The following is a 14,558-nucleotide window of genomic DNA, read 5'->3' as shown; positions in this document are numbered from 1 at the left end:
GTTATAAAAGAAACATATTAAAGACAAAGTAGGTGAATGTATGGAAAAGGAATTATTTTTCCCTGTGCCTTATTCTGAGTTTGTCCGTAAAAAGGATGCTCAGTATGACGGAGATCCTAATGGTGATTACGTCATGTCTGAAGATGTTAATGAGCTTCAGGAATCTATTGAACAGATAGAACGCGTCATTAACTTTAAAGAGCTAGGAAGCACAGTTTCAGATGAACTTAATAAGAAAGTAGACAAGGCAACCATATCTGATTTTGGTAGTCCGTTATTTATTGGTTATAGAGGTTCATCTATTAACACATATGATTCCATTGAAAAACGAATCAATGCTTTTAGTTACATTCCTCATGTCATGATCAATAAAGAAGAATCTACTAACTTTAATTTCTTCGTAGATGAAGTTAAGAAGAGCGGAACACGACTATATGGTATTATCAATTACCCGAATGTTGTTTTAAATAACATTGAAGCTGATATAACATGGTTTGAATCTAAAGGTTTTCATGGGGTCTTACTATCTAATTTCGGATTTGAAAATGGGTGGAACAGATCACAACAAAACCAAATTCTTCAATACATTCATGCAAAAGGAATGGCAGCTGTTATTACAGGTGAAATAGAAACTACACTATTTAATAAACCTCACAAAAACAATCCTCAACAAGCAGACCTTATAACATCAAAAGATGACATCTACCTAGCGCAAGATGTTTTCGTTTTAAGTGGTACTAAAAACAACCCTATCGTAATTCCTTCCGTTGTTTTCAATTTAAACAAAGCTCAAAAAGAAAGAGGCATTCAAATCTTCGTTGAAGATACAGCAGATGCAAGTAACGATAACAATAAGCTTTATTTATACGGAAAAATGCTATCTACTTTATACAACTTAGATGGATACAGTCTCGTTCCTCAGAGTCGATACGCTTTAAATGAGAAGGTAGAAAGATACCTTCATGGTTTCGAACTAGGAAAATGGAAAGCGCAGAATCCAGTTTATGTAGAAGAATCAACTGCTACATCACGTTCTTTCTCTAAAGGAAGCCTTGTCTTCGATAAAGTGAAAAACGAATGCTACATAAAAGGGGTAGGGTTAAATCCTTCAATCTACACATGGCAAGATAAACAAATCCCTGGTAGTGCAATTGATTTTGCTAGTGCTATTTATGGTTCTGAAGGTATCGAAACTCTTGTCGATGCAATTAATGATAATAATCATCTAATTCACTATTCGAAAATTGCTGGGTTAACTGGAAGCGGAGCAACTCCAGATTCAATCAAGGATACAGTTATTAGAGCGATTAATAACTCTCCTGCAGCCGTAGCTAAGAATGGTCCTGGTGGCTATGATGAAATGGCTGGTAATGACTTTTTACATGGTGGAGTTATTGACTATATTGATGCAGGATCTATTAAGTCAGGGGTACTTAATATCGACCATATTAAGACAAACATCATTGAAGCAATTAATGCTTATATTGGTACAGCTAAAATTAATACAGCTGTTATTGGTGAGTTATCTGCAGAACACATCGCTGCCAATGTTATTGATGCAATCAATATTTATGCAAAGAACATATCTGCAGAGTCTGCACTAATTGACAATGCGGTTATCGGTGAGTTAAAAGCCGAGAACATTAAAGCGGCCGTAATCGAAGCCGTGAATCTATATGCAGGAGAAGCTGTAATTGATTCAGCAAAGATCGGTCAACTTGATGCAGACCATATCAAGGCAGCTGTAATTGAAGCAATTAACGCATCTATTGAAACTGCTGTAATTGACTCTGCAAAGATTGGTACCTTAACTGCAAGTCATATTAAGGGTATGGTTGTTGAAGCTATTAATCTTTATGCAGGACAAGCTAAAATTGATGCTGCGCAGATTGGTGCTTTAAAAGCTGAAAACATTTCAGCAGGATTAATCGAAGCTTTAGAGATTTCAGCGGGAAGTGCTGACTTCGACAGATTACAAGCTTCTGTAATTGAAGCGATTAATGCAAGTATCGAACATGCTTTTATTGATGGAGCTATTATTGGTGAAGGTACGGTTGATTCCGCACAAATCGCAGATGCTAGTATTACAGATGCAAAGATTGTTAGTTTAACAGCCGCTAAAATTAAAGCAGGTACAATTGATACCTCATTAGTAACCTTACAAGGTCCAGGTGCGCGATTAAAAATCACGAATAACAGATTGCAAGTTTTTGATGACCAAGCAACTCCAATTGAACGTATCTCTCTTGGTGATGTGAATGGAGACGGATCAGAGTTTGGTTTCCGTGTTCGTGGTGCAGATGGAACTACTATCCTATTAGACCATAATGGTGTAAGGGAAGAGGGTATTACTGACGGAGCAATTACTAATAAAAAAATTGAAGACGGAGCGGTAGACAATGACAAGGTTTTACAAAATTCCTTGCAAGGTGACCGACTAGTAGTTGATGCTATTACCGCTAGAGAGATAGCAGCGAAATCTATTAATGCTAATCACTTGCAAGTAAACTCTATCGTTGCAGGAAGTGGGGTTATTGGGAAAGGTGCTATTGGTGAAGCTGAAATCGCACAAGCTAGTATCACAGATGCTCATATTAAAACGTTAAGTGCTAACAAAGTAACTGCTGGTTCTATTCAGATGACGAGTAGAAACTTAGTATCGAATGCAACATTTAGAAAAGGGACAATTGATTGGTCTCTTGATTCAAACTTTAGTACTTCTGAAGTAAGTGAAATTGTTCGTTTAAATACAACGAATAGTCTTCATTTGTTTACTACTGGAAAACCTCTGCAAAATTCAAGTGCGTATTCTAAGTTTGTTCCCGCAAGTACAGGAGAAAATTACTCTGCTTCTGTATATGTCCTCACAAAAAATCTCTCCGGTTATGATGGCGGTCATCCTAGAGTTGAAATCGAATACTACAATGACTCAGCTCGTATCACATCAAAAATCACCACATCTATATTAACAGGAAATGATATATGGCAACGTATTAGCGTTACAGAAACTGCTCCTGCAGGAACGACAAGAGTTCGTTTACGAATCTATCATCCTAAAAATGGAGATTCTTATTTCTGTAGACCAATGCTCCAAAAAGGAAACATCGTAACTGAGTGGACTGGTGACGGTTCATTCATGACTGAAGATGGTTTCTACACAGGAGAATTACATGCGGAACAAATAACTACTGGAAAGATTAAAGCTGGTATGGTTCAAATCGGACCAGATACACAGTTCGAACCAGGTTATAGCCCCGGTGAACTTCTTCAAGAAATAGAAAAACGAACTCCTTATCGTGTAGAAATAATAAGTACAAATGGAATGTTCTTTAAACAAGGTATTGTTTCAACGACATTAAAGGCCCAAGTGTACAAAGGATCTACTGATGTAACAAGCCAGTTGCAAAACAGTCAGTTTCTATGGAGAAGAGTAGATAAAGATGGCAATGAGGATACTGCATGGAATCAGACACATGCAGGATTAAAAGAAGTGCCAATTACCAGACTGGATTTAAAACAAAGAGCAACATTTCTTTGCCAGATTATTAGTAATTAGGTGTTGCGATTCTAAGATGTAATAGATTACTTTGATGGGGTAAAACAAAGTAGTCTATTACTTTTTTAAATAAAACATAAATCAGAAAGAAGGGAACAATATGGAAGTATTAGCAACTGGGCACATATCACTTGTTGATATTAACGATGCAATTGTATCAGATGTACCGCCCGCTGACCCTTCATTAGGAGCACTTTGGATTGACACAACTAAAGATCCTAATACATTAAATAGTTGGGACGGAATTAATTGGGTTGAGCAATCGTTATCTATTTCCGCTCTAGACCCATCATTTTATCAAGATGTAGAAAAATTAAAAGACTTTGCTGATAAAGCAGGAAGTGACGGTATCATTACTTCAGGCGAAAAAGTAAACATTAAATTAATTTTAATGGAAATCACAGGTGATGTTCTTTCTGGACAAACTCTTCCTACTCTTGCAACGATTGATACTGCAAAAGGCGGACAAGTTTATTTAGCAAGAGCAGAAGCAAGAGCTTCAGGTATGCCAGTAACTCATGTGGATTATACAGCTTTTGAAACAGCCTATAGTAATTTAAAAACATATTTAGAATCATTAACTCCGAGACCTTGGTTGACGGGGGATACAACAATTGATCCCGTTACATGGACAGCTAAATGGGATGCTTACTACGAAAAACTTTCAAGATTGGCAGTAGCAACATCTACATATCTAGCAAACAGTATTAGACCAGGAGAAGACTACAACGGTGTTACTATCAATACTGATAAAGGTATCGTTGTTTTAAGAGGCGATGGTCTTTTCAGAACAATCCTGAATGCAACTGAAGGCATTTCTATTGAGAAGAACAATGCAGGTACATGGAACAAAATGTTCTATACAAACCTAGATGGTAAAATCTATGCTCATGGTTTAGTTATTAGTTCTGATTCTACAATTGCAGGAACTGATGCAGCTACAATCAAAGATAACGCTGCAAAAGGTAAGGCAGGTATTGATGAATTAACAAGTGATTTAAAGATCACTCCGTTGGAAAAAACAATCTTAAGTCGAGAATGGGAAGCCATTAAAGCAGAATACACACAAGTGTTAGCGCAAGCAACTTCTCTTGGTGTTACAACTTCTACTTACACGACATCTTATACGAACCTAGATGGCGTTACTCCGAAAATAGCAGCGGAAGTATTAGCTAATATGACAACCACTTATACATTCGCTTCAGTATCTACAAGAGATGCATTTAAATCAAAGATAAGTGCTTATTTCAATGAATCCGAAAAAGTCAAGAAAGCAATTAATGATGCAATCAACAAGTCAGCAAGTGATGCTAATGACAAAATTGCTAATTTAAAAATTGGTGGAGTGAACTTTTTACGCTACACCTCAACTTTTGCTGGGTGGCCGGGTGTCACTATCAATACAAATGATTTTCAAGGTAGTAATTCGATAACTCTACAAAGAACGAATTATCAAAGTGGAAACCCTAGAGCGCAAGTAGCACAAAGAAATATCCCATTGCCAAGCATTGAGAAAGGAAGTAATTATTCAGCTAGCGCTTGGTTGTATGTTGATAGTAGTGTACCTCTTATCGGTAACGGTTCTGATGATCTTGCTGTTAGATTCACAAAAGCTACAAGTGATGCAAGCGGTACACAGTTTGATGTAAGAATTACAGACTTGTCGAAATTGGCTAAGGACAAATGGGTCTACGTTTCTTTTTCATTTGAATTACCTCAAAATGTTACAGACAAAGCAGAATTTATGTTGTCTTTATCTCAAAATGGTATGGTGAAAATGGCAAGACCTCAGTTCGAAGAAGGAAGCAAAGCTACCAGTTGGACACCTCATCCTGCTGATATTGATGAAATGATTTCTGCAGCAGATCAGAAAGCTGAAGCAAGTAAGAGCGCTATCGCTGATATGTCTAATGACAATAAAGCTACTCCTCTGGAAAAGCAACAGCTAAAAAAAGAGTGGGCTACAATATCAGCAGAGAAGCCACAATACGAATCACTTGCCACTAATTATGGAATCACGACGGAGAAGACAAACTATGTCAATGCCTACAACGCTTTAAATACAGCAATATCTCCTATTATTGCTAACATCACAATCACTAGTGATATTAATGGCGCAACTTTCCGTAATACATTTGATGACTATTACGATAAAAAAGCACAATTAATTAAGAAGATTAATGAAACAGCTAAGAAGCGCGCAGAGGATGCGGAGAAAAACGCGAAGGATTACACGAACGTAATTGCATCTAATGAGTCTTCTTATATTAATAAGAACTACAACTTCGCTGATTGGACTGGTTCTCTACCTAATGGATACATAGGATTAATGGGGACTGCTCCGACCAAAGTGGCTTCAGAGAATGGAAATGGTAATTCTGTTAAATTCACTACTGCAGCAGGACAGTCAGGTTATTTCAACACAAACGCAATGAATAAACCATTCTACGAATATGCATATATTGAAGCGACATTCAAATTAGAGAGTGGTTCTATTAATGCTGCTGGTGTGCTATTTAGATATTGGAGAGCAGATGGTAAATCTATTTACTGGGATAACGCATTCAAATTTAAAGATGTTATTCCAAACCCCGTATTAAACAAATGGTATACAGTATCGAAAGTAATTAAAGTTCCGACAACTGATGATTTTGGTGGATATGGAATTTTCCCAATGGCATCTTGGAGTACAATTGATCCTACAATGCCTGCGAATGTGCTTCACTTTGATTCTGTAATTACAAGACCTGCAACTGAGCAAGAAATTAGTGCTTATGAATCTAAGTTAGCTATTGCTGATATGACAAGCGATATGAAGATTACGCCACTAGAAAAACAAACATTAAGTCGTGATTGGGAATCAATCAAAGCCGAATACACGCAAACATTGGCTTTAGCAAATTCTCTTAGTGTTTCAGCTACTTCATATACAACTGCGTATACAAATTTAGACAGTGTATCTCCAAAAATCGCTTCAGAAGTTTTAGCGAACATGAACACAACATATACATTTGCTTCAACTACTGCCAGAGACTTATTCAAAACACAGATGAATACGTACTTTAATGAATCTGAAAAAATCAAGAAAGCGATTAATGATGCGATTAATAAATCAGCAAATAATGCTAATGACAAAATCGATAATTTAAAAGTCGGTGGACAGAACATCGTTAGAAAAAAACAAGTAGTTCCTATCAATGCAGCATCTTCATCATTTGATGATCTTACAAATACATGGACTCTTACAATTAATGATGGTGCTGGTGGATCATGGGGAGCAGGTGTGCGAATCACTGATAAGTTTTCTGTTATCCCTATTGGGAGTTGGTACACAGTTAGTTTCGACGTGTATTCACCTGTGGATGTAACATGGAGTAATGATACGAATAACTTCCCGATTGGTACATCATCTGGTACGAATGATAACGATGAGGTAGCGCTAAGAAAGAATTCTGGTAGAAATATAAAAGCAAATACATGGACTAAATGTTGGTTCTCTTATAAAAACAAAGATAGTTCAACTACAGAGTTATACGACCAATCTAATATTGGAGTAATTAATAACACTGGTGCTCCTCTTACATTTAAAATCAGAAACGTAAAAGGGGAGCTAGGTAGTGTAGCAACTGACTTCTCTTTATCCCAAGCTGATGTTGACGATTCAATTGCTAAGGTACAGGACAATCTTGATAAGCTTTCTGTAGGTGGTAAGAACCTATTGTTAGAATCCAATACAGACTTCTCAACAACAGATTACCTTATCAAGATGTATAGCTTATCCGAGGATTGGATTACTGGACAAGAATACACTTTTGTTATTAAAGGTACGGTTCCTGCAGGACAAAGGTTTGGCATATGGCAAAATGGTGGTTCTAACAATGTAGGCTATGCAACAACTACATATGTTAATGGAGTAACTTATGTAACGTTTAAAGCACTAGCTACAACAACAGGGAACGAAAGAAAACTGAGCCTGTATAACTACCCTCAAAATACAACACTAGCTACTGTAGATTGGGTTGCACTATACAAAGGAAACAAGCCAATGGACTGGTCTCCTGCTCCGGAAGATATTGAAAATACAATTCTTGGACAACTTAACAGTGGTAATAACTTATTTAGAAATTCTGGAGATTTCAGAAATCTAAATGGTTGGGCATTGAATGGTGGTACATCTCTAAACATTGTTCAAAAGGATGGTTTCTCTGTATTAGAAGCAGTCGGTTCTATCGTTTCTACTAATACAGTAAATGTTCCTGTAGTTAAGGGAGGAACAGAGTATGTATACACTACAGAAATTATGTTTAGTGAAGATACCTCAATAGCTAGTACAACTCCAATGCACTTTTGGTTCTTTGACACAGGGGGAAACAACAATGCATTAGAAAGATATGCATTGATTTCTAGCGAAACCGTTGCTAAGGCAAACACTTGGACACGAATCTCGATACTCTTCAAGACGAAACCTACTATTAGTTCAGCAGCTTATTTCAAAGCCTTTATCTATGGTGCTCAATTAACAGCTACTAATAAATACTGGGTTAAGAATGTTATGTTTTCTGAGGCTAACAGAATTGTTAACTGGTCTCCATCGGCTCTTGATGTTTCAGATATGATTACAGACATACAAGTTGGCGGAAATAATATAATTCCAAACTCTTTATTTAAAACAATGGGTAAATGGAGAGGTTTCGGTACTTCTGGCGGAACAAAAACCGTAGGCGTAGATGTTGACTTAGCAGGGTTCGGAACTGGTTTTCAATTCGAATCAGTCGTAAGTGGTGAATATGGTCTTGCATTAGACAGTGTTAAAGTAACTACAGGAGAAACCTACACACTTTCAGCTTGGTTTAAATTAACTAAAACTGGTGTCATTAAGATGCAAGAAGGTAACTCGAATGTAAGATGGACATATACAAAATTCCAGCCGGAAGTAGGTAAGTGGGTTCGTGTAGTTCATACATTCGTTGCAAAAGACAGTACATTAAGTGTCTATGCTGGAGCAGATTCATCATCAGTAGCAACTGCAGGATTCGTTACTGGATTCCAATTAGAAAGAGGAAATAAAGTAACAGACTGGAGCTTAGCTACTCAAGACATTAATGATTTAATCGATGCCGCAAATAAAAGATATGATGATATGAAAGTCGGCGGCACTCAAATGCTGACTGGAACAGACTTTAAAGATGCTTCAGGTTGGAATCGCTGGGGGAGCATTGGATCTATTGGCCATTATGCACAACCACAATTGCCGACAGGGAAAGCATTATTCATGGAAACGAGAAACGGAAGTACCCAGTTGCCTGTTCCTTTAGATACTAAAATCGGGATGGCAAGTGACGGAAGAAAGTTTGCAGTAAAAAGTGGACGAGAATATACACTTTCTATGAACGTAGCAACAAGCGAACTAGGCGATTTACTAGATTACATGTACTTAATGTATACGGTAGAAGGAGGCAACCGTCGTTTAGGTGATATCAAAACAACAGATTTCCCTAAGTTTGCCCCAATCGCAACAGGAAGCGCTACGAATTATTACAGCGTTAAATTAACATTTAAAGCCGATCGCGACGACGACAATGCATACATCTTAATTGCTGGTAGCACAAAACGAGAAATGACAGGTTCTAATGGTTATGCATGGATTCGTGTTAACTCGTTAAAAATCGAAGAGGGTAACGTCGCTACATCTTGGGAGCTAGCTCCAGCAGATATAGATAAAGCTATTGCAGATGCAGATAAAAAAGCTCAGGATGCAGCAAACAATGCAAATAACGCATTAAAGCAGGGACAGGTAGTTATAAACTCAACATTCTCAGATTGGACTCAGGCATTTCCAGCCGGACTCGCTTCATGGAGTGGTTCATCGGTTTCAAAAGAAACAACTTTAACAAGAACTGGTAGTGCAATGAGATTTAATGTAGGTGCAGATACTACACAAGTAGGAGCACAAATTACAACAGGATACTTTATCCCAAACCTTCCAAATAACAAGTACTACGTAGTTGAATTAGACTTTATGCTAGTTAGTGGTGCAATAACAGGAGCATGCGTCTTACTGGATTGGAACAGTATGAGTCCTTCTAGGGCATCAATACACCTATCAGATGTAGTACCTACTCCAACGTTAGGTAAGTGGTATACGGTTCGAGCAGTTATGAAAAGACCAACAGACAACCTAACTGGTTACTCAGCTATGGCCGGATATTTGCTTGCCAACTACTCTGGTTCTACAACAAACAAAGTTAAAAACATTATCTTTGACCGACTTGTATTTAGAGAGCCTACACAACAAGAAATAGATGCTTATGAAATTACTACTATTGAAAATGGAGTAACTGTTATTGATGGTGGAAAACTTAAAACCAATTCTGTAAAAGCAGAGTCCGTGGATGCAAGACGATTACGCGTTACGAACAATAGTGGAACTGTTACATTAGAAATTACCAATACAGGGGAAGTAACTGTTAACGGTAAAGTCTATATTAATAGCAATACGATGTTTGATGATGGTTATGATCCATCAAAAACGGACGGGGGACGCAATGTTATCTTAAACTCTCGCTTCTCTACTGCAGATGCGACAAGCTGGACAAACTGGGGATCTCCTTCTGTACGACAAGTAGAAGATATTACAGACTTGCCTGGTTTTGATAAAGCCGTTAAATTTACAACGACAACAGGTAACCAAGGATTGTTTCAAAACTTTTCTACTATAAATGGTAATACATATACTGTTTCTTGCTATGTTAAATCTTCAGCAGGTCAAGCAGTTATCCAAGTTAATGATGGGGTAGGTTATCCAGGTGCAACTATGGCTGCAGGCGATGCAGCTAAAAACAAATGGGTGAAGTTGTACTTCACATTTACTGCGAAATCAAACAATGCAATAGTGTATATTGGTAGAAGCGGTGGAGGTACAAATGGAACCTATTGGTTTACGGGTATTAAAGTAGAAGAAGGTTCAAAGTTAACAGCTTGGAATCCTGCTAATGAAGATATTGATGGGTTAATCGGAAAAGTAGTAACTCCAAATGGAGACATTAAAGCACTTGATATTGCTTCTTCTATGTCTGTTACACCAGGAGCTATTGATATGGTAAGTAAGAACATTAACCTGAAAGGTAAAGTTACGTTCTCTGATTTTGCTTCTGGATGGGCACTTGATTCAGCTGGAAATAAAATCAGTAACTCTAACCAACCAGGTTATGATCCAGCGAATCCACTTTATCTAGATATGGATGGTAACTACAGACCATTATCAGATGAAAAAAACTTCATGTCGAACCTATTTACTAAAGATGACACAACTGGAGTTACAGTTATCGATGGTAACTATATTAAGACAGGAACAATCCAAGCAAGATACGCTAACTTTAGAGATGTCCAAATATACAACGATTCAGGTCAACAGACTTTCCATATTGATACGAATGGTAACTTATCTACATCTGGTACCTCTCAATCTATTGGATACGAAAGACAGAAAAAAGGTTGGAAGATTGATGCTGATGGTTCTGCTGAATTCAATGCTGCTACATTCCGTGGAGATATTGAATTAGGATACTATAATGCACCAACTGATGCTTTCGTTGTTACTGGTGGATTACTAAGTGGAGTAGGTGGGACTGGAAAGGATTTAAGGTTCTGGGCTGGTTCAAACAAATCTACTGCTCCATTCAAAGTTTTCTCAGATGGTACTTTAGAAGCAACGAAAGGATTCTTCACAGGAACGTTCTCTGGTGAAGTAGTTGTAGGAAATATCTTAATCAAAGATACTGCAACAAAAGGCGATGCTAAAATCATTCTTACTGATGATTCTAAGATTCAGAAAGTGGTTTTAGGTGAGTCAGCAGTAGAATTAAATACAAAAACTACCTTTGGTAACTTCTTAGCAGTAGACATCACTAATCAAAGATTAGATTTCGGAGCAAACGATTTTGGAATTGACTACAAGAACAATACGATCAAAATGAAAAGCTTCTCTATTAAGGGAACTACAGCTTTAGAATTTATATCTGATGGTTCATCTGGTGATGATTTCGTATTTAAAAACCTAACTGGTGATACATCGGTTCGAGTAGACGGTAGCTTTATTGCTAGGGACGATATTGAGATTACGAATGTCTTACGTATGAAAAAGTCTACAGATGTCGGCAATAAAGGTATAGATTATGTGTTCATTTAATAGATAAATTAAGAGAGGAGAAAAAATATGGAGTTATTTGCAGCATTGGCGTCGGGTTCATACCCGACCATGCTTTATACAGTTTATGCAGATCAGACAAGTCGTACTGCAAATTCAGTTACATATAGCGTTACATGTTGGGCTAGGTTAGATAACCAAACCTATGATTATTTTGGCGCACTTGTTTATCCTAAGATTACTATTGGTGGAACTACAGTTAGTTTTGCTGCCTTAGGTACATTCCCAAAAGGAGCAGGCGCTAAATCAAGTAATATTAGCGTAACTGTATCAGGTATATCAGCAACAACATCTAGCTTATCATACACATTCTCAGCAACGTCACAACTTGGTGGAACATCAAGTAGTACAACAGGTTATGTCGGAGGTAAATCAGGAACTGTACCTGTTTCTGTTTATGCTACGACTCCTTCGTTAAGTGGTCCAATTTGGATCAAAGACGGTTCAACATCAGTTACATCTTATTATAGAGAAAACTTAGGGACAGGAGCCTTCACCCTAAACTGGTCAGGTGCAACTGGAGCCAATGGAACACTTACTTACGAAATACAAAGGCAGATAAATGGAGGCGCTTGGACAGTAGTAGCTGCTAATAATAACGGAACATTTTCGGATGCTCCTGGAGCAAGTGCTAATTCTGTTCGTTATTCAATCCAAGCAAAGAATACAGTAGGTACAGACGTAATGCGTTCAGATTGGATTTACTCTCCTACCGTATACAAAAATGAATTAAAGCCCCCATCATTAACATCCAGTGCTAGTGTTACTTATGCTACGAGAACTTTCGTTGTAACATTAGGAGCTGCTTCTGATAATCTGGGTTCTCCAATAAGTTACACCATTAGCGGAATAGCAAGTAAATACACCACACTTTTAGGACCTTCTGGTGTTTCACCAGGAAACATTACTATTAACGCAAACAATGGTACGGCTGGGCACTATATGACAATAGACAATCTGAAAGCTGCAGCATTAAACGGAACTGCACATTCGGACACCAACCCCTACAAAGGAACGATTGATTTACAGGTAACTGCTACAAATGGTAAAGGTTCATCTAAAACCGAAACGGTAGCTATCCCGATCGATTTAGGAATAGACGCTCCTGTAAATGGAACCCCTAGTGTTTCTATAGCCGCTGCTTCTTACTACACGATAAATGCAGTTAACTACATTTTCCCTGAATACAAGCCTGTTTCACTGTCAATCCCAGGAGCAATTAAAGATATGCTCGGACGAAATTGTAGTTATGACGTAATTATAGTAGAACCAAACAGCCAAGGTATTATTAAAAATACAGGTATTGTTACTGCTGCGACTACAGTAACTGTTAATCATATAGAAGCCGGATTGTTAACTAGTAAGAAAAACGTTTCCTTCTATGTAAGAGCACAGACGTTAGGAAACACAGGGAAATCTTCTGCAGAAACTCCAACAGTAGATCTTCACTACTATAAAAAACCAAGTGTTACATCAAGTGACTTATCTCGTATAGTTGGTAAAGCAACCTTCAAAGTTAATATCACTCCTAACACCTCATTGGCAGGATCTACAAATACCTCAACAATGCCATCAGGATATACAAAAGGAACTTCAACTATAACTTCCGGAGTAGAGTCTTATACAGTAACAAGTAGTACAACTCTTGCTGATTCCTATACTGCGACAATTTCTGTTGTAGTTCGTGATTCAATAGGTTATATATTAGCTGGTTCGAATGATGTTACCCTAAAAGTTACTATTCCTACATTTACGCCTGCATTATCTATCCGTGAACGAGGGGTAGGTATTAATGGTTTTGCAGGAACGACTGAAAAACTTTATGTTGGTGGTAACATAAAACTTACCGGAAACTTAATTGTTGGTGGAATAATCGACATGGGTAATACCAATATCGAAAACGTAAACCATATTACAATCACTGATCCAGGTGGTGGAGAAGGACTAGAATGGAAAGACCCTACAAACAACTGGAAGATAGTAGTTGCTCCAGACAACCTTGGAAATGCTACAGGTGACTTACAGTTTGCTCGAAATGGAGCAAGAAGAGCCACAGTGAGAGCGAATGGTGAAGTTGCATCGGTAGGTGGATTTGCTACAACAAACCCTGGTAATACTTCAGCATCAATTTCATTAAACTTCCATAACAATATCGCTAGACTTCGTACCGGTGGAAGTGGTGCTGGTGCAGATAATGGGTTAGAAATACAAGGGACTGGTGATGTTGTTAGGTGGAAAGTAGACGGTGCAGCAAACGTATCGAACTACGGAGACCTAAGAATGTACAACGGTAAGCAAATTCAATTCATGAATAGCTCAGGTATGGCAATGGACGGGTACGGGAACATAAAACCTAGGGATCCTGCAAGTCATGGAGCAGGTGCAAGCTGGTGGGTATCTGATGTGAATGGTACCCAAGTAATTAGGGTTAACACTGGTAGTGCTGGTGGTTATGCTGAAATCATAAGTAGACCATTTACACAAGTCACAGCATTCACTAATGGTTGGACTCAGTACGGCGGATTTGGTGGGGTCGGATACACCAAAGATGCAGCAGGTTTTGTTGTGTTACAGGGATTACTAAGAGGTAATAGTGGTACTACTGGGTCCGCATTCCAATTACCTGCTGGTTTTAGACCAGACACAACACTTATCTTTAGCGCCGTTAATGGTGTTAACGGTCATTCTCGTCTTGATATAAATGCAGATGGAACCGTTGTAATGCAAGGTGGTGCCCCTGATTTCTGTTCTCTAAATGGAGTTAGATTCCTAGCTAGACAATAAAGGAGGGTTGTT

The 14,558-nt window shown here is 38.0% G+C and carries 3 protein-coding genes; all 3 read left to right on the top strand.

The window, feature by feature from the left end:
- Nucleotides 1-40 precede the first annotated feature (40 nt).
- Nucleotides 41-3,556 carry a hypothetical protein gene (locus F3I02_RS00955; RefSeq protein ID WP_196477386.1) on the top strand — a complete coding sequence of 1,172 codons (3,516 nt, stop codon included), beginning with the start codon at nt 41-43 and terminating at the stop codon, nt 3,554-3,556.
- A 100-nt stretch (nt 3,557-3,656) separates the two neighbouring features.
- Entirely contained in the window at nt 3,657-11,744 is an 8,088-nt protein-coding gene (locus tag F3I02_RS00945; protein ID WP_230876743.1) for a phage head spike fiber domain-containing protein, read from the top strand.
- A gap of 27 nt (nt 11,745-11,771) precedes the next feature.
- Complete coding sequence (locus F3I02_RS00940) at nt 11,772-14,546, top strand: hypothetical protein (protein WP_196477385.1); 2,775 nt, start codon at nt 11,772-11,774, stop codon at nt 14,544-14,546.
- The last annotated feature ends 12 nt before the right edge of the window (nt 14,547-14,558 follow it).

This window comes from Bacillus sp. SRB3LM (genome assembly GCF_015712745.1).
In the GTDB taxonomy this organism is placed as follows: Bacteria; Bacillota; Bacilli; order Bacillales; family Bacillaceae_G; genus Bacillus_A; species Bacillus_A thuringiensis_K.
This window is presented reverse-complemented; position numbering and strand designations above follow the sequence as displayed.